This window comes from Priestia sp. JV24, from assembly GCF_025910025.1.
Taxonomy (GTDB): domain Bacteria; phylum Bacillota; class Bacilli; order Bacillales; family Bacillaceae_H; genus Priestia; species Priestia megaterium.
Genome location: NZ_JAPCIN010000023.1, coordinates 686,212 through 706,592, shown reverse-complemented (window position 1 = coordinate 706,592; position 20,381 = coordinate 686,212). Strand labels below are relative to the sequence as shown.

General features: G+C 38.4%; 22 protein-coding genes and 3 other annotated features. Of the genes, 20 read left to right on the top strand and 2 right to left on the bottom strand.

Annotated features, from left to right (window positions below):
- The first annotated feature begins 82 nt into the window (after positions 1 to 82).
- The 16 genes from polA (at position 83) to OK414_RS24840 (ending at position 15,655) form a co-directional block, all read left to right on the top strand.
- Positions 83 to 2,710, top strand: coding sequence for a DNA polymerase I (polA, locus tag OK414_RS24915; protein WP_034648666.1), 2,628 nt, complete (start codon positions 83 to 85; stop codon positions 2,708 to 2,710).
- A gap of 20 nt (positions 2,711 to 2,730) precedes the next feature.
- Complete coding sequence (mutM, locus tag OK414_RS24910; RefSeq protein ID WP_013085189.1) at positions 2,731 to 3,564, top strand: DNA-formamidopyrimidine glycosylase; 834 nt, start codon at positions 2,731 to 2,733, stop codon at positions 3,562 to 3,564.
- Positions 3,565 to 3,624: 60 nt separating this feature from the next.
- Complete coding sequence (gene ytaF, locus OK414_RS24905) at positions 3,625 to 4,254, top strand: sporulation membrane protein YtaF (RefSeq protein WP_016765704.1); 630 nt, start codon at positions 3,625 to 3,627, stop codon at positions 4,252 to 4,254.
- Between the two features lie 23 nt (positions 4,255 to 4,277).
- Entirely contained in the window at positions 4,278 to 4,874 is a 597-nt protein-coding gene (coaE, locus tag OK414_RS24900) for a dephospho-CoA kinase (RefSeq protein ID WP_098314691.1), read from the top strand.
- Positions 4,875 to 5,092: 218 nt separating this feature from the next.
- Positions 5,093 to 6,124 (top strand): glyceraldehyde-3-phosphate dehydrogenase, encoded by a 1,032-nt coding sequence (locus OK414_RS24895; RefSeq protein ID WP_016765702.1) that lies wholly within the window; start codon positions 5,093 to 5,095, stop codon positions 6,122 to 6,124.
- 422 nt (positions 6,125 to 6,546) lie between these two features.
- Positions 6,547 to 6,927 carry an adenosylmethionine decarboxylase gene (gene speD / locus OK414_RS24890; RefSeq protein WP_013059434.1) on the top strand — a complete coding sequence of 127 codons (381 nt, stop codon included), beginning with the start codon at positions 6,547 to 6,549 and terminating at the stop codon, positions 6,925 to 6,927.
- Between the two features lie 93 nt (positions 6,928 to 7,020).
- The gene (locus OK414_RS24885) at positions 7,021 to 7,407 is read left to right on the top strand and encodes a hypothetical protein (protein WP_013085185.1); all 387 of its coding nucleotides are present in this window, start codon (positions 7,021 to 7,023) and stop codon (positions 7,405 to 7,407) included.
- A 243-nt stretch (positions 7,408 to 7,650) separates the two neighbouring features.
- A complete protein-coding gene (nrdR, locus tag OK414_RS24880; protein WP_013059432.1) occupies positions 7,651 to 8,112 on the top strand; it encodes a transcriptional regulator NrdR in 462 nt (153 codons plus the stop codon).
- A gap of 72 nt (positions 8,113 to 8,184) precedes the next feature.
- Positions 8,185 to 9,612 (top strand): replication initiation and membrane attachment family protein, encoded by a 1,428-nt coding sequence (locus OK414_RS24875; protein ID WP_263045129.1) that lies wholly within the window; start codon positions 8,185 to 8,187, stop codon positions 9,610 to 9,612.
- 32 nt (positions 9,613 to 9,644) lie between these two features.
- Positions 9,645 to 10,577 (top strand): primosomal protein DnaI, encoded by a 933-nt coding sequence (gene dnaI, locus OK414_RS24870; protein WP_013059430.1) that lies wholly within the window; start codon positions 9,645 to 9,647, stop codon positions 10,575 to 10,577.
- 96 nt (positions 10,578 to 10,673) lie between these two features.
- Positions 10,674 to 11,534, top strand: coding sequence for a sporulation protein YtxC (gene ytxC / locus OK414_RS24865; protein ID WP_034648675.1), 861 nt, complete (start codon positions 10,674 to 10,676; stop codon positions 11,532 to 11,534).
- A gap of 60 nt (positions 11,535 to 11,594) precedes the next feature.
- Positions 11,595 to 11,843: a binding site (T-box leader), on the top strand.
- A 44-nt stretch (positions 11,844 to 11,887) separates the two neighbouring features.
- A complete protein-coding gene (thrS, locus tag OK414_RS24860; protein WP_211186090.1) occupies positions 11,888 to 13,846 on the top strand; it encodes a threonine--tRNA ligase in 1,959 nt (652 codons plus the stop codon).
- A 171-nt stretch (positions 13,847 to 14,017) separates the two neighbouring features.
- Positions 14,018 to 14,140 (top strand) — a sequence feature (ribosomal protein L20 leader region).
- A 69-nt stretch (positions 14,141 to 14,209) separates the two neighbouring features.
- Positions 14,210 to 14,713 (top strand): translation initiation factor IF-3, encoded by a 504-nt coding sequence (infC, locus tag OK414_RS24855; protein WP_013059427.1) that lies wholly within the window; start codon positions 14,210 to 14,212, stop codon positions 14,711 to 14,713.
- A gap of 21 nt (positions 14,714 to 14,734) precedes the next feature.
- Complete coding sequence (gene rpmI, locus OK414_RS24850) at positions 14,735 to 14,935, top strand: 50S ribosomal protein L35 (protein ID WP_013059426.1); 201 nt, start codon at positions 14,735 to 14,737, stop codon at positions 14,933 to 14,935.
- A gap of 39 nt (positions 14,936 to 14,974) precedes the next feature.
- On the top strand, positions 14,975 to 15,334 hold the full coding sequence (gene rplT, locus OK414_RS24845; RefSeq protein ID WP_013059425.1) for a 50S ribosomal protein L20: 360 nt from the start codon (positions 14,975 to 14,977) through the stop codon (positions 15,332 to 15,334).
- Positions 15,335 to 15,394: 60 nt separating this feature from the next.
- A complete protein-coding gene (locus tag OK414_RS24840) occupies positions 15,395 to 15,655 on the top strand; it encodes a DUF1294 domain-containing protein (protein WP_013085180.1) in 261 nt (86 codons plus the stop codon).
- A gap of 18 nt (positions 15,656 to 15,673) precedes the next feature.
- Here the strand turns inward: OK414_RS24840 and OK414_RS24835 are convergent, their stop codons facing one another.
- Positions 15,674 to 16,051, bottom strand: a complete 378-nt coding sequence (locus OK414_RS24835; RefSeq protein ID WP_034648682.1) for a hypothetical protein — start codon at positions 16,049 to 16,051, stop codon at positions 15,674 to 15,676.
- A 132-nt stretch (positions 16,052 to 16,183) separates the two neighbouring features.
- Here OK414_RS24835 and OK414_RS24830 point away from each other — a divergent pair, with 132 nt between their 5' ends.
- Both OK414_RS24830 and OK414_RS24825 read left to right on the top strand, forming a co-directional pair.
- Complete coding sequence (locus OK414_RS24830) at positions 16,184 to 16,672, top strand: dUTP diphosphatase (protein ID WP_263045128.1); 489 nt, start codon at positions 16,184 to 16,186, stop codon at positions 16,670 to 16,672.
- Between the two features lie 77 nt (positions 16,673 to 16,749).
- A complete protein-coding gene (locus tag OK414_RS24825; RefSeq protein ID WP_016765694.1) occupies positions 16,750 to 17,835 on the top strand; it encodes a M42 family metallopeptidase in 1,086 nt (361 codons plus the stop codon).
- Between the two features lie 56 nt (positions 17,836 to 17,891).
- On the opposite strand, the gene sspI is transcribed toward OK414_RS24825, so the two are convergent.
- Positions 17,892 to 18,098, bottom strand: a complete 207-nt coding sequence (gene sspI / locus OK414_RS24820) for a small acid-soluble spore protein SspI (protein WP_013059420.1) — start codon at positions 18,096 to 18,098, stop codon at positions 17,892 to 17,894.
- A 140-nt stretch (positions 18,099 to 18,238) separates the two neighbouring features.
- On the opposite strand from sspI, the gene OK414_RS24815 reads away from it, so the two are divergent.
- Positions 18,239 to 19,003 (top strand): TrmH family RNA methyltransferase, encoded by a 765-nt coding sequence (locus OK414_RS24815; protein ID WP_263045127.1) that lies wholly within the window; start codon positions 18,239 to 18,241, stop codon positions 19,001 to 19,003.
- A gap of 48 nt (positions 19,004 to 19,051) precedes the next feature.
- Positions 19,052 to 19,287: a binding site (T-box leader), on the top strand.
- A 54-nt stretch (positions 19,288 to 19,341) separates the two neighbouring features.
- On the top strand, positions 19,342 to 20,376 hold the full coding sequence (gene pheS, locus OK414_RS24810) for a phenylalanine--tRNA ligase subunit alpha (protein WP_034648692.1): 1,035 nt from the start codon (positions 19,342 to 19,344) through the stop codon (positions 20,374 to 20,376).
- Positions 20,377 to 20,381 lie beyond the last annotated feature (5 nt).

Below are 20,381 nucleotides of genomic sequence, written 5' to 3'. Positions count from 1 at the left end.
TCAAGATTACTTTTTGTCCTTAAAGCTTATTGTTTGCTAAAATAAAGGTAAGATAAGAAGAGAGCGAAATGGAGGAACATGAATGACACAAAAACTAGTATTAATTGACGGGAATAGTATTGCCTACCGTGCATTTTTTGCTTTGCCGCTTTTAAACAATGATAAAGGAATACATACAAATGCCATATATGGCTTTACTACAATGCTGACACGTATCTTAGAGGAAGAGAAGCCGACACATTTACTTGTGGCATTTGATGCAGGGAAAACAACGTTTCGCCACAAAACATTTACAGAATACAAAGGAGGAAGACAAAAGACGCCTCCTGAACTTTCAGAGCAGTTTCCCTTTATTCGTGAGTTATTAGATGCATATGGGATTAAGCGCTATGAACTGCCTGATTATGAAGCAGATGATATTATTGGTACGCTTTCAAAACAAGCTGAACAAAAAGGAATGGCCGTAAAAGTCATTTCTGGTGATAAAGATTTACTTCAGCTTGTGTCAGAACATGTAACCGTAGATATTACGAGAAAAGGAATTACGGATGTCGATTCCTATACGCCTGCAGCCATTGATGAGAAGTATGGTATTACGGCTGCACAAATTATTGATATGAAAGGCCTTATGGGGGACAGCTCAGATAATATCCCAGGCGTGCCCGGAGTCGGCGAAAAAACAGCCTTAAAGTTATTAAAAGAGTTCGAAACGGTTGAAAATGTATTAAAATCTATCGATCAAGTCAGCGGTAAAAAATTAAAAGAAAAGCTAGAAGATAATCGTGAATCAGCTATCATGAGTAAAAAGCTTGCAACTATTTATTGCGAAGCGCCTCTTGAAGTATCTGTAGAAGATGCAAAGTATGACGGGTTTGAATCTTCAAAGGTCATCTCATTATTTAAAGAGCTTGGGTTTAATTCTTTGCTTGCTAAATTTGGTGAATCAGCAGAAGAGGAAGCAGATTTTGAAGAACTAACGTTTGAAGTAGCGCAGGAAGTTCACGATGATATGTTAACAAGCGAAGCAGCTCTGATCGTAGAAGGGTATGAAGAAAACTACCATCACAATCAGCTGCTCGGTTTTGGAATCAGCAACAAAAATGGCCACTATTTTATTGATAAAGATACAGCTCTTTCATCTTCTAAATTTAAAGCATGGTTAGAAGATGGACGTGTAAAAAAGACGGTGTTTAATGGGAAACGTACGATTGTATCGTTAAAATGGGCGGGGCATGAAATTAAAGGAATTGAACATGATGTAATGATTGCTTCTTACATCTTGAATCCTGCTGAGGCAAATGATGACCTAGCGACAATTGCAAAATTAAAAGGATACCATCAAGTGCAATCAGATGAAGCTGTGTATGGAAAAGGAGCTAAGCGAAGTATTGCAGAAGCTGATCAGCTAGCTGAGCATGTTATAAGAAAAGCAGCCGCCGTAGCTTATTTAAAAGAAGTGCTAGAAAAAGAATTGGTAGAAAATGAACAGTTTGAGCTGTTTGAGAAGCTTGAAATGCCTCTTGCCATTGTCCTTGCTGATATGGAATATCAAGGGGTGAAAATTGACCGCGCGCGTTTGGATGAAATGGGCGAAGATCTTCGAGAACAGCTTGAAAAAATTGAAGCGAAAATCTACGAATACGCTGGACAAGAATTCAATATTAATTCGCCAAAGCAGCTAGGAGTTGTTCTTTTTGAAAAAATGCAGCTTCCAGTCATAAAGAAAACAAAAACAGGCTATTCCACATCAGCTGATGTATTAGAGCAATTAGCTAGTACCCATGATATTATCCCAGAGATTTTACAATACCGTCAGCTAGGAAAATTACAGTCTACGTATATTGAAGGATTAAAAAAGGTTATTCATGAAAGCGATGGAAAAGTTCATACCCGCTTTAATCAAACATTAACTCAAACGGGAAGGCTAAGCTCAGTAGATCCTAACTTGCAAAACATCCCGATTCGTCTTGAAGAAGGCAAAAAAATAAGAGGTGCGTTTGTGCCTTCACAGCCTGATTGGTTAATATTTGCGGCGGATTATTCACAAATTGAGCTGCGCGTACTGGCTCATATTGCAGATGATGAAAAGCTAATCGATGCGTTTAAGCATGACTTAGATATCCATACGAAAACAGCGATGGATGTGTTCCACGTCGAAAGAGAAGAAGTAACGTCGAATATGCGCCGTCAGGCTAAAGCAGTTAACTTTGGAATCGTCTATGGCATCAGTGATTACGGTTTATCGCAAAGTTTAGGAATTACAAGAAAAGCAGCGGCTACTTTTATTGAACGCTATTTAAAAAGCTTCCCTGGTGTACAGGAGTATATGGATACGATTGTACGAGATGCAAAAGAAAAGGGATATGTAACAACGCTCTTGCACCGCCGACGTTACTTGCCTGAAATCACGAGCCGAAACTTTAACCTCCGCAGCTTCGCTGAGCGTACGGCTATGAATACGCCTATCCAAGGGACGGCAGCTGATATTATAAAAAAAGCAATGATTGAAATGGATAAGCGCTTAAAAGATGAAAACCTTCAGGCTAAGCTGCTGCTTCAAGTACACGATGAGCTGATTTTTGAAGCCCCAGAAGAAGAAATTAAAATTTTAGAGAAAATCGTACCAGAAGTAATGGAGAACGCTTTAGAGCTAGAAGTTCCATTGAAAGTAGATTATTCTTACGGAAAGACTTGGTACGAAGCAAAGTAGTGGAAAAGGATGTGACAAACGTGCCAGAATTACCAGAAGTTGAAACCGTCAGACGTACGTTAATTGAATTAGCCAGTGGAAAGACCATTGAGCGTGTAACAGTTAAATGGCCTAATATTATCAAACGCCCTGAACAAGTTGAACAGTTTTGCGATGCGCTTGTTGGACAAACCATTCGAGATGTTGAACGAAGAGGTAAATTTTTGAAAATTGTGCTCGATGATTATACGATGGTTTCTCATTTGCGTATGGAAGGTAAATATGCTCTCCATGAGAATGCAGAAGAACCAGATAAGCATGTACACGTCTTTTTTCACTTCACGGATGGAACGGAATTGCGATACCGGGATGTAAGGAAATTTGGCACTATGCACTTATTTAAAAAGGGAGAGGAAGATCTGTTTCCTCCTCTTATTGGCCTTGGACCTGAACCGTTTGACGAAACATTTAATCCTAGTCAATTAAAAATGAGAATCGGAAAAACCTCTCGAAAAATCAAGCCGGTTTTACTCGATCAAAATGTCGTGGTTGGGCTTGGAAATATTTATGTAGATGAAGCACTGTTTCGCGCAGGGATTCATCCTGAACGAGTGGCCAGCCAATTAACAGACGAAGAGTATGAAAAATTGTACAAAGAAATTGTAGCGACTCTTCAAGAAGCTGTGAAACAAGGAGGCAGCACAATTCGCACATATGTAAATACACAGGGACAAATAGGCATGTTTCAGCAGCAGCTTTATGTGTACGGAAGAAAAGGCGAATCCTGTAAAATGTGCGGTACCCCAATTGAAAAATTTGTTGTAGGCGGTAGAGGAACACATATCTGCCCAAATTGTCAGCCGGCTAAAAAATAACAATGGATGGGCTCCTTTCATATACTACGTATAGACAGAAAGGAAAGGAGTCCTCTCATCATGATAACATTTTCTTTACTTATTCTTGCTTTTGCCGTAAGTCTTGACAGCTTTAGCGTTGGCCTGACATACGGACTTCGAAAGGTGAAAATCCCGCTGAAATCCATTTTTATTATTTCATGTTGCTCAGCATTTTCTTTAATGTTTTCTATGTTTTTAGGAAAAGTACTTACGCATCTATTTTCAGTGGATGTACTAAATAAAGTAGGCGGAGGTATTCTTGTTCTGCTTGGGATGTGGATTTTATACCAGTTTTTTTGTCCGGCAGATTCACCTCGAGTGAAAGAAGAAAAAACATTAGTAAAAATTGAAATTAAGTCAATTGGCCTAGTCATTAACGTATTAAAAAAGCCAATTGCAGCAGATTTAGATAATTCAGGTTCCATCAATGGTATTGAAGCATTTATACTTGGAATTGCATTATCTCTTGATGCATTTGGAGCGGGGTTTGGAGCGGCTTTATTAGGTTATTCGCCGTATGCTCTAGCAATTGCTGTAGCTCTTATGAGTTCTCTTTTTTTAAGTGCGGGCATACAATTTGGTAAGGTTTTTTCACGTTTATCATGGATGAAAATGTTCTCATTTGTACCAGGAGTTCTGCTCATTATTTTAGGTATTTTTAGATTTTAAATAAAGAGATAAAGGAGAGGCCGATGTCAATTGTAATTGGATTAACAGGCGGAATTGCAAGCGGGAAAAGTACGGTAACCGGAATGCTACGAGATATCAATATTCCAGTAATCGACGCTGATCACATTGCAAAAGAAGTCGTAGAACCAGGAAAAGAAGCATACAAACAAATTGTCGAGACGTTCGGCCGTTCTATTCTTCACGAGAACGCGGAGATCAATCGAGCGGCTTTAGGAGAAATTGTGTTTTATCAAGAGGAAGAACGTAAAAAGTTGAATGCAATTGTACATCCTGCCGTAAGAAAAGAAATGCTTTCTCAAAAGGAAAGCTATATAGAGGAAGGTTACGAAGCCGTTGTATTAGATATTCCGCTGCTGTTTGAAAGCGATTTGACACATTTAGTCGATAAAGTAGTGGTTGTATATGTCGATGAGTCTGTGCAGCTAGAAAGGTTAAAGTCGCGTAATAACCTCTCGACGGAGGATGCTTATGCACGTATCCATGCACAGCTGCCTTTGATTCAAAAAGTAGCCTTAGCCGATGCGGTGATCAATAACAACGGTCCTGTGGAAGAAACAAAACAACAGCTTTTAAGTATATTAGCCCTATGGCTAGATTAAAGAGTGAATGATTGCATTCACTCTTTTTTTATTGGGAATATTTAAGGGCTTCTAAAAAAGAATGTGTTAAATATCTGTTCTCGCTATATACATATAGTAAAACTTAATTAAAATAATTTATTAAAAAAAATTAATATTATTCACTTTTTAAATATTTATGTTATACTATTCAATATAAAAAGTTAAATAGTATAACACATATAGAGAGGGGTATAGCCATGAAAGCACGTATTGCCATTAATGGTTTTGGGAGAATAGGAAGAATGGTGTTTCGCACAGCGATTATAGAGGAGAATTTAGATATTATTGCAATAAATGCATCTTATCCAGCAGAAACGTTAGCACATTTAATCAAATATGACTCTATACACGGAGCATTTAATGGAGATGTCAAATGTGATGATGATGCGCTAATTGTTAACGGTAAAAGAATTCAGCTATTAAATTCACGTGATCCGCTGAATTTGCCTTGGAAAGAGCTTGGGATTGATCTAGTTGTTGAAGCAACGGGAAAATTTAATTCAAGAGAAAAAGCGCAGTTACATATTGAAGCAGGTGCGAAAAAAGTTGTCTTAACGGCACCGGGTAAACAAGAAGATATCACCATTGTGATGGGCGTAAATGAACGAGAGTTTGATGTGAATCAGCATAACATTATTTCCAATGCCTCTTGTACGACAAATTGTCTAGCTCCAGTTGTCAAGGTACTAGACGAAGCGTTCACAATTGAAAACGGTTTAATGACGACCGTTCATGCATATACAAATGATCAAAAGAATATCGATAATCCGCATAAAGATTTGCGAAGAGCTCGTGCATGTGCTCAATCAATTATTCCTACAACCACTGGAGCAGCCAAGGCACTTTCATTAGTTCTTCCTCATTTAAAAGGAAAACTTCATGGGATGGCGCTTCGTGTGCCAACGCCGAACGTATCGCTTGTCGATTTAGTTGTGGATGTAAGGAAACCTGTGACGATGGAAGATGTTAATTTAGCGTTTATTAAAGCTGCTGAAGGACCATTAAAGAATATTTTAAATTTAACAATGGAACCACTCGTATCAATTGACTTTAATACAAATCCTCATTCAGCTATTGTAGATGGACTATCCACGATCGTAATGGAAGATCATAAAATTAAAGTGTTAGCTTGGTACGATAACGAGTGGGGCTACTCGCAGCGCGTAGTCGATTTGGTAAGATATATTGCTGCAGAAATGCGTAATGGATCAAAAATAAGAGTAAGCTAAGAAAGCTATTGATTGCTTTTAAAAAAACAGGGAGCTGTCGCCCTGTTTTTTTTGTTTTTATTCGAAAGAATAGGGAAAAGCAATAAGATAAGCATGCAAAGGAGTGTTTATTTTCCTCAATTTTAATAAAAAATTAATAGTCGTTTAGCAGCTTTTACACACTGTCTCACGAGAATACAGGGGTAATTTGTATAGGTCTATCTGCAAGAACAATCTTTAATAAAATCAAAACACGTATTGCAAAATAAATGTAAACAAAGTATACTATGTTTCGTGAACTTCTTGTGTACCTTTCGGTGATGTGGCTACTTAAAGGGTTAGGACCTCTTTGGACTAACTTTCCCCCGTGGTAGTTAACATGCTATATGGCGAAAGAACTTCATGTTTAACGATTAAAAATTGTTAAAGGGGGAAATATCATTATGGAAACAATGGGTCGTCATGTCATCTCAGAATTATGGGGATGCGATTTCGATAAGTTAAATGATATTGATTATATTGAAAAAACGTTTGTTGATGCAGCTTTAAAATCTGGTGCGGAAGTTCGCGAAGTAGCGTTCCATAAATTTGCACCTCAAGGTGTAAGTGGCGTTGTTATTATTTCAGAATCACATTTAACGATTCACAGCTTCCCAGAGCATGGTTATGCAAGTATCGATGTTTATACTTGTGGTCATTTAGATCCTACAATCGCAGCAGATTATATTGCAGATGCTCTAAGTGCACAGACACGTGAAACAATTGAATTACCACGTGGAATGGGTCCTGTTCAGGTAAAACAAACTAAAGCGAATGCACTTTAATAGTGTCGATTGATTACGTAAGTTAAGAGGTGTATTACACACCTCTTTTTGGTATATAAATTTTTAATACGCAAACACAAAGGGGATAAGAACATGGGGGTAGTACAAGCAGTTAAATCTTTATTTTCTAATCATGTAGAAACAAGCGATCACCATTCAGATCCGACTCTAAAAACGCATTATTACAAAACAACGGCCGGGAATGCATTTAAGCAAGTTCATGAAATGTTGAAGCACATGCAAGGGATAGAGATACTTGCTGCATATGAAGAGCGAGGAGAGATTAGCTTAAACGTTGTAAAAGGAAGAAAAGCTTTTGTTGTGATTACCATTATTAACGTACGTCCTCTTGAAACCGCTATCGATTTTTCTGCTACAACAGAATCAAAAGTGGTGCCGGTTGATTTTGGTTTTAGTAAAGAACTTGTACGTACGCTTTATAAGAGCTTTGATCAAAAACTTATTCCTCTTTCTTCGTAAGTTCCTTATCATTTTTGAATTTCAGGAAATAAAATGGGGAAATTCCTTTTCCTTTACTTGTATTCAAGCCTTGTTTTCTATAAGATGGAATAAAGCAAATCCTTTAATACAGCATCGTGTTTGTTAAAGGAAATGATGATAAAAATCATAATAAATGGTGAATAGCCGACTAACATAGATGGAAATTAACTTATATAAGAGAAAACAAAAAGAAAAACAAGGTTTATTATTGGAGCTGAGAATATGAAGTGCCCATCCTGTCATTACAATGGAACGAGAGTGCTGGACTCGCGCCCTGTAGAAGAAGGCCGCTCTATTCGTAGAAGACGTGAATGCGAAGAGTGTCACTATCGTTTTACAACTTTTGAGAAAGTAGAAGAACTTCCGTTAATTGTTGTAAAAAAAGATGGAGCGAGAGAAGAGTTCAGCAAAGACAAAATCCTTCGAGGGTTAATCAAGGCGTGCGAAAAACGCCAAGTAAGCTTAAAACAATTAGAAGATACCGTACACGATATTGAAACAGAGCTGCGCAGTCAGGGTACATCAGAGGTGCAGTCAGATGTGGTAGGAGAAATGGTGATGGAGCGATTAGCTGCTATCGATGAAGTCTCTTATGTTCGATTTGCTTCTGTATACCGACAATTTAAAGACATCAATGTATTTATTGATGAATTAAAAGATTTAATTAAGAAGGAACGACTGTAAAAGAGCTATTGAAGTATTCTTTAGGCTCTTTTTTTGTCATTTCTATTACTTTAAAAGTAGGTAGGGAACGACATGAAAGAACAACATTGGAAAGAAATGATACCGGTCGATCGTTATGTTGTTCGTTCGAACGGCATACTGCAGGAATACGACCGAAAGATTTTAACCATGCTCTATCAGCCGTTGGTGGGTACAACGTGCTTTGGTCTGTATATGACGTTATGGAGCGAGCTGGAACAAGATCGTTTATGGGGGAAAGAGTCTACGCATCATCATCTAATGTCAATGATGCAAATTAATTTGAAAGCTATTTACCATGAGCGGTTAAAATTAGAAGGCATTGGTTTGTTAAAAACATATATTAAGGAAGAAGATGATGTTCGTGTGTTTATTTATGAGCTCATTCCTCCTCTGACGCCCCATCAGTTTTTTAACGATGGCGTGTTAAATGTATATTTATATAACCGACTCGGAAAATCTATCTTTCAAAAAGTAAAAAATTATTTTTCTGATTCACTCGTCGATGACCAATCGTTCAAAGATGTGACGCATTCATTTAACGATGTATTTAAATCAGTTAAAGCAACAGAGCTGGCTCCAAGTTTTCAGTCTGAAAGCAAGGATGTATTTTCTCCCGATGCTCAAACAGACTTTATGGATTCTTCAAACCGTGCTTCTATTGAGATGAGCCCGGATTCCTTTGATTTTGATTTATTTTTAGCAGGCCTAACAGATTCAATGATTTCGAAAAGGTCCATTACATCTAAAGTAAAACAAGCGATTGAAAAGCTAGCCTTTTTATACGGCATCGATCCTCTTCAAATGAAAAATGTAGTGCTCGATTCGCTAAATGAGAACGATCAAGTTGATATTGAATTGCTTAGAAAAGCAGCACAGTCCTTTTACCAATTTGAAAATGGAGAAGCACTTCCAAATCTAAGCGAACAAATTCAGCCTCCTATGCTTCGTACCATGCAGGAAAAGCAGCCTCAGACGAAGGAAGAGCAGCTCATTCAACAGCTTGAAGTCACCTCTCCTCGACAGCTGTTGATCGAGTTTTCAGGGGGAGCAGAGCCATCAAAAGCAGATTTGCAAATGATTGAAGAAGTGATGTTTAATCAAAAGCTTTCACCAGGGGTAGTAAATGTTCTGATTTACTATGTTATGCTAAGATCCGATATGAAATTATCTAAGAGCTATGTAGAGAAAATTGCTGGACACTGGGCGCGCAAAAAGGTACAAACTGTTCAAGATGCCATGAATTTAGCTAAAAATGAACAGAAAGAATATCAGAATTGGACCGAAGCAAAGCAAAATAAAAAAACGGCCGGACGAAAAATTGTGCGTAAAGAAATGGTGCCAGAGTGGCTGAGCGATGAAGAAAAAGAAGAGAAAAAGCAGCCTTCAAAAGAAGTGGATGGATTTGAAGAAGAAAAACGAAAGCTACAAGAAGAGCTCAAGCAGTTAGATCAAGAGCTAAAACAAAAGCATAAAGAATAAAAAGCAGGTATGATAGAGATGAGGTGAAAAAGATGAAGCCTATCAATGATTCACTAAATCAGTTGGTGAACAAAAAGGATTTTAAAGCACGCTTAGAAGCATTAAGAAACAGTATTCTATCTAATCCCGAAGTTAAAACGTTTCTGCAAGAGCATCGCCATGAGTTAGATGAGCAAATGGTTGACCGAGGTCTGATGAAGATGCATGAATTTATCGACCAAAGCAAATGCTGTGACAAGTGTCCTTCTCTGCAAAGCTGTGTCAATATGGTGAAGGGGTATCACCCTCAGCTGGTTGTAAAAGGCCGTAATATTGATTTACAGTATGAACGCTGTCCTAGAAAAGTACAAGAAGATGAGCGGAAAGAACAAGAATCTTTTATTCAGTGTATGTACGTGCCCAAAGAAATTTTACAGGCAACGATGTCTGATATTGAAATTGAGCAGGGAAGATTTGAAGCCATTAAACTAGTAAGAGATTTTGTTCGAGAATATGAGCCAAATAAGAAAATGAAAGCTTTATATTTACACGGTTCGTTTGGTGTGGGGAAAACGTATTTTCTTGGAGCAATTGCCAATGCGTTAGCCGAAAAGAAAGTGAAGTCCACAATTTTATACGTCCCGGAGTTTTTGCGTGAGTTAAAAGGTTCGTTTCAAGATCAAAGCTTTAATGAGAAAATAGAGTATGTTAAAAAAGTACCGGTTCTTATGCTTGATGATCTCGGAGCAGAATCCGTAACGAGCTGGATGCGAGACGATGTGCTCGGAACCATTTTACAATTCCGCATGCTCGAAAATTTGCCGACATTTTTCAGCTCGAATTTAAATTTTAAAGAGCTTCAACATCATTTGACTTATACCCAAAGAGGCGAGCAGGAAGAGCTAAAAGCCGCTCGTGTCATGGAACGAATTAAGTCTCTAGCCATTCCTGTTGAAATGAATGGAGAGAATAAACGAAATAGATGAGCAGGTCGTTTTACATTTCTTGTAACGACTTGCTCATTTTTTTGCATGTTGCCCCATATACATTAATAAAGCGTGTCCAAAGGGGGGCTATGAGGAATGAAAATATTCTTTAAATATGTAGAAGACGCAGTCATTGTATATGAGTCTTTATGCGCGAAGCGAAGCGCTTTATCATATGGTTCACAGTGCTTGAAGCTGGTGAATAATCAGCTTTTAGTCATTGATGAGACATACAATAGAGAGGCCATTTTACAAGACATGGTGATACCGGTATTAACGCACGTAATTTTAAAAAAGAAAGAAAAAAAGATGATGGTAAACATATTAAAAGAACAATTTTTCTATTCAGAAGAGGAAGAACAAGATTTGCTGCTTCAAATTATGGGGGGGATTATGGAAGGAGAGAGAGGCGAAATTCCGCAAAAAACATTTTCTCTTCCAAGAGAATTACTTATCCGCCAGGCTCTTCAAGATTTCTTCATTCATAATGTAACATTCACCTTTGAGTCTTTTCTCCAATTCCGTTTAAAAGAATATCAAGAGCGGCTGCGCTATTATGCCGAGCTGGCGATTGATGAATATAAGCTTGAACAAGACTATCAAATTCTTATTCATCAGCTGCGTCAAGCAGCTAATGAAAGACAGTCATCTACAGGTAACGTGTATGTAATGCACGTGAATAAAAACAAGTTTGTGTTGTACGACCACAACAGTAGATATGTTCCTGAACGTGAATGTGCAGCTCTAGCAGAGGCCTTTTTATCTGAACAAGAATCATTATACATAGACTCAACTATTATCGCGCCTTTGCTAAGTTTATCTCCAGCTGCTATTCATCTGTATAGCGACCAGCATGATCATGATTTTGTTTATACCATTCAAAATATCTTCCAAGAAAAAGTTATGTTATACGAAAAAAATGAATTTCCTTTTGATCAAAAGCAAAATATAACGTGAAAGGTTGATTTCTATTTTGAAAATGAATATAATAAATGCATATTGAAAAACAGCTATATGTTACAAGTTATGATGAGGACATGAGTCTATATTTACGGTTTGTAGAGAGGGAGATCTAGGCTGAAAATCTCCTAACACGGAATATATTCTTACCACCTCTAAACTTCAGTAGTAAACGAGCAGAGCCTCTAGTAATTACTGACGGAATTTCCGTTATAAAACCTCGAGCCGCTTCGGGTTCTTTGGGTTATCCAAGATACGAAGAGGAAACAAGGGTGGTACCGCGTGTATACACAACTCGTCCCTTTTGATAAGGGACGAGTTTTTTGTTTTTACAAAAAGTTTATTCAGTTATGTTAAAGGAGTGGAAAGTTGTGTCAGAAGTAATCAAAATGACATTCCCTGATGGAGCTGTTAAAGAGTATCCAAAAGGATCATCAACAGAAGATATTGCGGCTTCTATTAGCCCGGGATTAAAGAAAAAAGCATTAGCAGGCAAAGTAAACGGCGAGCTGCTGGATTTACGTACGCCAATCGAAGAAGATGGCAGTCTTGAAATCATTACGCAAGATGCTCCTGAAGCGCTTGAAATTATGCGTCACAGTACAGCGCATTTAATGGCTCAAGCAATCAAACGTTTATACAAAGATACAAAAGTACAGCTAGGTGTAGGGCCGGTTATCGAAAACGGTTTTTACTATGACATCGATATGGAAGAATCAATTACTCCTGAAGATTTAGGTAAAATTGAAAAAGAAATGAAAAAAATCGTTAATTCAAATATTGAAATTGAACGAAAAGAAGTTTCTCGTGAAGAAGCCATTCAACTTTTTAAAGAAGTTGGCGATGAACTGAAGCTTGAATTGATCGATGCGATTCCAGCAGGTGAAAAGGTTACGATTTACCAACAAGGCGAATTCTTTGACCTTTGCCGAGGTGTGCACGTGCCGTCAACAGGCAAAATTAAAGAATTTAAACTATTAAGCGTGGCGGGTGCTTATTGGCGCGGAGACAGCGATAATCAAATGCTGCAGCGTATTTACGGTACAGCATTCTTTACAAAAGCAGATTTAGACGAGCATCTTCGTCTTCTTGAAGAAGCAAAAGAACGTGATCACCGTAAACTTGGTAAAGAGCTAAACTTATTTACAAATTCTCAAAAAGTAGGACAAGGTCTGCCTTTATGGCTTCCAAAAGGTGCGACGATCCGCCGTATTATCGAGCGTTATATCGTAGATAAAGAAGTAAGCCTTGGTTATCAGCACGTTTACACTCCAGTGCTCGGAAGTGTAGAACTTTACAAAACGTCTGGTCACTGGGAGCACTACCAAGATGACATGTTCCCTGCAATGGAAATGGATAACGAAGACCTGGTTCTTCGTCCGATGAACTGTCCTCATCACATGATGGTTTACAAACAAGGTATTCACAGCTATCGTGAGCTTCCAATCCGTATTGCTGAGCTTGGAACGATGCACCGCTACGAAATGTCAGGAGCATTATCAGGACTTCAGCGTGTTCGAGGCATGACGCTAAATGATGCGCATATCTTTGTACGTCCCGACCAAATCAAAGAAGAATTTATTCGTGTAGTTCGCTTAGTTGAAGCGGTTTATAAAGATTTTGGATTTGAAAATTATTCATTCCGTCTATCTTACCGTGACCCTGCAGATACAGAAAAATACTTTGATGATGATGCAATGTGGGAAAAAGCACAAAGCATGTTAAAAGACGCAATGGATGAGCTTGACCTTGATTATTATGAAGCTGAAGGCGAAGCGGCATTCTACGGTCCAAAACTAGACGTTCAAGTTAAAACAGCGCTTGGTAAAGAAGAGACGCTATCTACGGTTCAATTGGATTTCTTACTTCCTGAACGATTTGATTTAACGTATGTAGGAGAAGACGGAAAACAACATCGACCGGTTGTTATTCACCGCGGCGTGGTGTCAACAATGGAACGTTTTGTAGCTTTCTTAATCGAAGAATACAAAGGAGCTTTCCCAACGTGGTTAGCACCTGTACAAGTTCAAGTGATTCCGGTATCACCTACCGTTCACCTTGAGTATGCAAAAGAAGTGCAAGAACAGCTTCAGCTGGCGGGTATTCGTGTGGAACTTGATTCTCGCGATGAGAAAATCGGCTATAAAATCCGTGAGGCTCAAATGCAAAAAATTCCTTATATGCTTGTTGTAGGGGATAAAGAAGTAGAAGATAAAGCAGTAAACGTACGTAAATACGGTGAGCAGAATTCAGAAACAGTGGACTTCCAAGCCTTTTTACAAAATGTAAAAGCAGAAGCATCTCGCTAATGAAAAAAGCAGAGAATTGAAATTCTCTGCTTTTTTATCTAACATTTATAAAAAACTGTTGCATAAATGTTTTTCCTTTGATACAATAATTTTTGTTGTGAAAAAAGAACGAAATCATTGACTTTTGTCTTTGTTGATACTATAATAGCTTAAGTAATTGAATACTTGTTTATACAGAAGAAGAAGCACCCGCTTCTCACCTGAGTGACGCATAGAGCAGTTAGCAGGTACATCGTATCTTAATTAAAACGATAGAAGTGTGGGTGCAGTATGTACTCACACTTTTTTGTGTGAGTTAATAATCGGTCTAAGCAAGCGTATTCGCTCATTAAACCTTGGAGGTGGCTACTTATTAGCAAGGACATGATGGTAAACGAGGGCATTCGAGCTCGCGAAGTTCGTCTAATTGATCAAAACGGTGAACAATTAGGAATTAAATCAAAAAATGAAGCATTAGAAATTGCTTCACGAGTAAATCTTGACTTAGTAATGGTTGCTGCAAATGCGAAACCGCCGGTATGTCGTATTATGGACTACGGTAAATTCCGCTATGAGCAACAACGTAAAGAAAGAGAAGCTCGTAAAAACCAAAAAGTTGTAAACTTAAAAGAAGTTCGTTTAAGTCCAACAATTGATGAACATGATTTTAACACTAAACTTCGTAACGCACGCAAGTTCCTTGAAAAAGGTGACAAAGTGAAAGCGTCTATTCGCTTTAAAGGTCGTGCCATTACTCATAAAGGGATTGGCCAAAAAGTACTTGAACGTTTTTCACAAGCTTGCGAAGATGTAAGTTCAGTTGAATCGGCTCCTAAAATGGAAGGCCGCAGCATGTTCTTAGTCTTGGCACCTAAAAACGAAAAGTAATAGAACGAGGAGGAACACCCCATGCCAAAAATGAAAACACATCGTGGCGCTGCAAAGCGTTTCAAAAAGACTGGAAGCGGTAAATTAAAACGTGCTCGTGCTTATACAAGCCATTTATTCGCTAACAAATCTACAAAACAAAAGCGTAAATTACGTAAAGGTTCTTTAGTAAGCAAAGGTGACTTCAAACGTATCCGTCACTTATTAGATAACATTAAGTAATTTGGGTTGAGATAGAAACAATACAGGAGGTAAACAATTATGCCACGCGTAAAAGGCGGTACAGTAACACGCAAACGTCGTAAAAAAGTTTTAAAATTAGCTAAAGGTTTCTTCGGTTCGAAGCATAGATTATATAAAGTTGCTAATCAGCAAGTTATGAAATCTCACATGTATGCTTATCGTGACCGTCGTCAGAAAAAACGTGACTTCCGTAAATTATGGATCACACGTATTAATGCAGCTGCTCGTATGAACGGTCTTTCTTACAGCCGTTTAATGCACGGTTTAAAATTAGCAGGTATTGAAGTTAACCGCAAAATGCTTGCTGACTTAGCTGTAGCTGATGAAAAAGCATTTGCTGAATTAGCAACTGCTGCTAAAAAAGGCTTAGATAAGTAATGAATATAAAGTCTCGTCATCTTTAGATGATGAGGCTTTTTTGCTATCGGAGGACCTATCATGAATGAACTGCTGCTTACCTATTTTATTGCTATTAATATAGTAGGGGTAGGAATGATGTATAGAGATAAACAAAAAGCGAAAAGACATGAGTGGAGAATTGCCGAAAGCACACTGTGGACGGTAGCTGCTATCGGAGGAGCTCTTGGAGGACTGATTGGTATGTATTGCTATCGTCATAAAACGAAGCATACATCGTTTACAGTAGGTTTTCCTATTCTTGCTGCTCTTGATTTACTTTTCTTTTTTGTTATCAGCTGAGCACAAATGATTTTGTGCTCAGTGTAAAAATTCTCGAACGGGGCTTTTCCAGCGAATAGGAGCATTTGGATACATTTCGTGTACGTGGCTTTCCAGCAGCTTGAAATCTTGTTTTTGCAGTTCATGTAATCGAGATGGATCTGTTAACACCATTGTAATTGACAAAGATTCTGGTTCATTGGGATTGCTGTATTTTTCTCCTTCAAATAAAATACCTTTATACGTTAGTAGAAAATTTTTGCGGATATTCGTTTTTTCGTCAACGACAAAAAATTGCTGATGTTCCTGAGCAGCTACAAGCTTCCGCTTTGGACTGCGAAAATGCTGAACCAGCTTTAATAGTGTGTAAGCAACAAGCGCGAAAATGAACACGCGAACGATAACAATAACAAACATAACGCTCCCTCCTTTACAAGGCACAGTTTTCTTACTTTACGTTCGAGTTTCTAAAAAGTTTCATGATTTTTGATATAATTTCTTTATTGGTTTAAAAAGAAGAAGATATACATAATTACAGGAGTGATTACATTGAATTTACAACAGCTATTTACCATGCAGCGCCAGCTGGATCAGCATATAGAGGATAAGCATGAGCTTCAAAAGGAAGATTTGATTCCGAGAAAGCTTTTAGCACTGCTTGTCGAAATGGGAGAGCTGGCAAACGAAACGCGCTGCTTCAAATTTTGGAGCGTCAAACCTCCGGCTGAAGACGCTGTTATTTTAGAAGAATTTGTGGACGGCGTACATTTTATCCTTTCTTTAGGGATTGAAAAAGGATACGATGATTTAACTGAGTTACCAAATGCAAAAGCAAGTGATTCAAAAACAGCACAATTTTTACAGGTATTTGCACAAGTTGCTGCTTTCGAGCAGGATCAGTCGAAAGAAAGCTATGTGGACATGTTTGTATCTTACATGACGCTTGGCGATATGTTTGGTTTTTCCGCTGAACATATCGAAAAGGCGTACATCTCAAAAAATGAAGTGAATTTTAAACGCCAAGAACAAGGATACTAGAAATAAAGGGATGGGAAATTTTACTTCAACCTCTTTTTAGCTATAATAGAGGTATACATATGAAAGGGGTAATCCATATGACAAAGTTAGATGAAACATTGACGATGCTTAAAGCACTAACAGATGCAAAAGGAATTCCTGGCAATGAGCGTGAACCGCGTGAGGTTATGAAGAAATATATTGCACCTTATGCAGATGAAGTAACGACGGATGGGCTAGGCAGTTTGATTGCAAAAAAAGTGGGCAACGAACAAGGGCCTAAAATTATGGTAGCTGGTCACTTAGATGAAGTAGGTTTTATGGTGACTCAAATTGATGAACGCGGCTTTATTCGTTTTCAAACGGTAGGCGGATGGTGGTCTCAAGTGATGCTTGCTCAACGCGTAACCATCGTTACATCTAAAGGAGAGGTGACGGGGATTATTGGCTCAAAGCCTCCTCATATCCTGCCTCCAGAAGTTCGTAAAAAGCCAGTTGACATTAAAGATATGTTCATCGATATTGGTGCCTCTAGCAGAGAAGAAGTAGCGGAGTGGGGAGTGAAACCTGGTGATCAGGTTGTGCCTTATTTCGAATTTACGGTTATGAACAACGAAAAGATGCTGCTAGCGAAAGCCTGGGATAACCGTATCGGCTGTGCAATCGCTATCGATGTATTAAAAGCTTTAAAAAATGAAACACATGAAAATGTTGTGTATGGTGTAGGAACTGTGCAAGAAGAAGTTGGACTTCGAGGTGCAAAAACATCCGCTAACTTTATTGAACCGGATATTGCATTTGCTGTTGATGTCGGCATCGCTGGAGATACACCTGGTGTTTCTGATAAAGAAGCATCTTCTAAAATGGGAGAGGGTCCGCAAATCATTTTATATGATGCTTCCATGGTTTCTCATAAAGGACTTCGAGATACAGTGGTAGATGTGGCAGATGAATTAAATATTCCATATCAATTTGATGCAATCGCCGGAGGCGGTACGGACTCAGGTTCTATCCATATTTCAGCTAACGGGGTGCCAGCACTTTCGATTACGATCGCAACTCGTTATATCCATTCTCATGCAGCGATGCTTCATCGTGATGATTATGAAAATGCAGTTAAATTAATTGCGGAAGTAATTAAACGCTTAGACCGAAATACGGTGAACGCAATTACGTATAATTAAAAAAAGCTCATTCTCCTAGGAGAATGAGCTTTTTGCTGTACATAGGACAAGGCTATTTATTTTAAACCGTTTTCAAGCGTTGTCAGAATTTCTTCTTTTTCTGATTCTGGAGACTTTTCCCAAAGCACCTCAAATAAAACACCAAGTCCAGGGAGCATTTTTTCTTCGCCGCTTTGAATAGCGTCAGAAATTGTAGCTTCAAGCTCTTCTTTTGAGTTTCCTGAAACATTTGCAATAACAGCATTTCGTAAATTAAGATCCATCATTTTCACCTCAGCTATCGTAAAGTTACCAATAGTTTTTGTTTTCTTTGCGATTTCTATGTACAATAAAGTGAAACTTATCTAATGATTATTGAGCAAAATGTAATCGAACTATTTATTTTTATATAGATAAAGGAGTTATGTTTGTGAAACAAATTGATTCAGTTAAAAATCCGCAGGTAAAAGCGTGGAAAAAGCTGCATAATAAAAAAGACCGTGATAAGCAGGGCCTTTTTATGGTAGAAGGCTTTCATTTAGTCGAAGAAGCTATCAAAAATAAGGATTGCGTAAAGGAACTAATTATACGCGAATCGATCGAAGTGCCAGCACAGTGGAACATAGACGGTATCGAAATAACCGTTGTCAACGAAGCAATAATCAAATTATTATCTGACACCGAAACACCTCAAGGAATTATCGCTGTGTGTTTTCAAACGAAGCATGCAGAAATCATTCATACAGCACAGAAAGTATTGCTTTTAGATGCGGTGCAAGATCCAGGTAACCTAGGTACGATTATTCGAACTGCTGATGCTGCCGGAGTGGACGCTATTATCGTTGGAGAGGGCAGCGTGGATGTGTACAACCCAAAAGTCGTTCGTTCAACGCAAGGAGCTATTTTTCATCTTCCAATTGTAAAAGGCGATTTACTCGAAATGATTTCACTGTTAAAAGAAAGAGGCATCGCAGTTTACGGCACGTCGTTACAAAATGGAAAGGTCTACACACACGTAAAACCTTCAAACAAATTTGCGCTGATTGTGGGAAATGAAGGAAACGGCGTAAGCGAGAAAGTGCTGGAACAAACGGATCAGAATCTGTACATTCCCATCTATGGAAAGAGCGAGTCGCTAAATGTTGCCATCGCTTCTGGAATCTTACTTTATTATTTACGCGGAATGTAGTTGCATCGAGAACGTGTTTTCACTATAATAATACAATAGTTACATATGTAAAAAACGATGAAAGAGAGCAGTAGCTTATGTCCGTTTATGCAGGGAGAAAATGCCGCGACTGAAAGCATTTTTATAAATGTAATAAGTGAATTCACCTCTTGAGTTGACACTTAGACCATCTTACATAGATGTAAAGGTGTTCCGGAGATTCCGTTAACTTGAATGAAGTGAACTGTATACGTCTGTGTATATAGTTAACAAGGGTGGTAACGCGACTAATCCTCGTCCCTTTTTTGGGAGGAGGTTTTTTTATTTGTCATTTTTTACGTTAAAAGGAGGAATAAGTGATGAAAGAACGTTTACAAGAACTTCAACAAGAAGCAATTGCAAAAGTCGAAGCAGCAAGTGCTTTAAAAGAATTAAACGACGTACGCGTAGCTTATTTAGGAAAGAAAGGCCCTATCACAGAAGTACTTCGCGGTATGGGAAAACTTTCAGCTGAAGAGCGTCCTGTAATGGGAGCACTTGCAAATGAAGTGCGTGAAGCTATTGCATCTAAAATTGAAGAAAAGCAAACGGCGTTAGAAACAGCTGAGGTAGAGCGTAAACTTGCTTCAGAAACAATCGACGTAACGCTGCCAGGACGCCCTGTTAAAGCAGGTACGCATCACCCGCTAACAAGCGTGGTTGAAGAAGTAGAAGATTTATTCTTAGGAATGGGCTATGAAGTAGCAGAAGGACCGGAAGTAGAGCAGGACTACTATAATTTCGAAGCGCTGAACTTGCCAAAAGGTCACCCAGCACGTGATATGCAAGATACGTTCTATATTACGGAAGAAACGCTTCTTCGTACGCATACATCAACTGTTCAAGCTCGTGTTATGAACAAGAATGAAGGCAAAGGACCTGTTAAAATTATCTGCCCAGGTAAAGTGTATCGCCGCGATGACGATGATGCTACGCATTCTCATCAATTCATGCAAATTGAAGGTCTTGTAGTAGACGAAAACATTCGTATGAGCGATTTAAAAGGCACGCTTGAAGTATTTGTGAAAAAGATGTTCGGTGCAGACCGTGAAATTCGTCTTCGTCCAAGTTTCTTCCCATTCACTGAGCCGTCTGTAGAAGTAGACGTATCGTGTGCAAAATGTGGAGGTAAAGGCTGTAATGTGTGTAAACAAACAGGCTGGATTGAAATTTTAGGAGCTGGCATGGTTCATCCAAATGTTCTTGAAATGGCTGGATACGATTCAACTAAATATCGTGGTTTTGCTTTTGGAATCGGTGTAGAGCGTATTGCTATGTTAAAACACGGCGTGGATGATATTCGTCATTTCTATACAAATGATGTTCGTTTCTTAGATCAATTTAAACAAGTATAAAGGAG

Bases quoted from the DNA above. Each gene is read 5' to 3' on its own strand.
- dnaI (WP_013059430.1), top strand. From the start codon at position 9,645: ATGAAGCCTATCAATGATTCACTAAATCAGTTGGTGAACAAAAAGGAT.
- coaE (WP_098314691.1), top strand. From the start codon at position 4,278: ATGTCAATTGTAATTGGATTAACAGGCGGAATTGCAAGCGGGAAAAGT.
- OK414_RS24895 (WP_016765702.1), top strand. From the start codon at position 5,093: ATGAAAGCACGTATTGCCATTAATGGTTTTGGGAGAATAGGAAGAATG.
- OK414_RS24835 (WP_034648682.1), bottom strand. From the start codon at position 16,051: ATGTTTGTTATTGTTATCGTTCGCGTGTTCATTTTCGCGCTTGTTGCT.
- OK414_RS24885 (WP_013085185.1), top strand. From the start codon at position 7,021: ATGGGGGTAGTACAAGCAGTTAAATCTTTATTTTCTAATCATGTAGAA.
- pheS (WP_034648692.1), top strand. From the start codon at position 19,342: ATGAAAGAACGTTTACAAGAACTTCAACAAGAAGCAATTGCAAAAGTC.
- OK414_RS24825 (WP_016765694.1), top strand. From the start codon at position 16,750: ATGACAAAGTTAGATGAAACATTGACGATGCTTAAAGCACTAACAGAT.
- infC (WP_013059427.1), top strand. From the start codon at position 14,210: ATGATGGTAAACGAGGGCATTCGAGCTCGCGAAGTTCGTCTAATTGAT.
- polA (WP_034648666.1), top strand. From the start codon at position 83: ATGACACAAAAACTAGTATTAATTGACGGGAATAGTATTGCCTACCGT.
- nrdR (WP_013059432.1), top strand. From the start codon at position 7,651: ATGAAGTGCCCATCCTGTCATTACAATGGAACGAGAGTGCTGGACTCG.
- ytxC (WP_034648675.1), top strand. From the start codon at position 10,674: ATGAAAATATTCTTTAAATATGTAGAAGACGCAGTCATTGTATATGAG.
- OK414_RS24875 (WP_263045129.1), top strand. From the start codon at position 8,185: ATGAAAGAACAACATTGGAAAGAAATGATACCGGTCGATCGTTATGTT.
- speD (WP_013059434.1), top strand. From the start codon at position 6,547: ATGGAAACAATGGGTCGTCATGTCATCTCAGAATTATGGGGATGCGAT.
- rplT (WP_013059425.1), top strand. From the start codon at position 14,975: ATGCCACGCGTAAAAGGCGGTACAGTAACACGCAAACGTCGTAAAAAA.
- thrS (WP_211186090.1), top strand. From the start codon at position 11,888: ATGTTAAAGGAGTGGAAAGTTGTGTCAGAAGTAATCAAAATGACATTC.
- OK414_RS24815 (WP_263045127.1), top strand. From the start codon at position 18,239: ATGTTTGTGAAACAAATTGATTCAGTTAAAAATCCGCAGGTAAAAGCG.
- sspI (WP_013059420.1), bottom strand. From the start codon at position 18,098: ATGGATCTTAATTTACGAAATGCTGTTATTGCAAATGTTTCAGGAAAC.
- OK414_RS24840 (WP_013085180.1), top strand. From the start codon at position 15,395: ATGAATGAACTGCTGCTTACCTATTTTATTGCTATTAATATAGTAGGG.
- rpmI (WP_013059426.1), top strand. From the start codon at position 14,735: ATGCCAAAAATGAAAACACATCGTGGCGCTGCAAAGCGTTTCAAAAAG.
- ytaF (WP_016765704.1), top strand. From the start codon at position 3,625: ATGATAACATTTTCTTTACTTATTCTTGCTTTTGCCGTAAGTCTTGAC.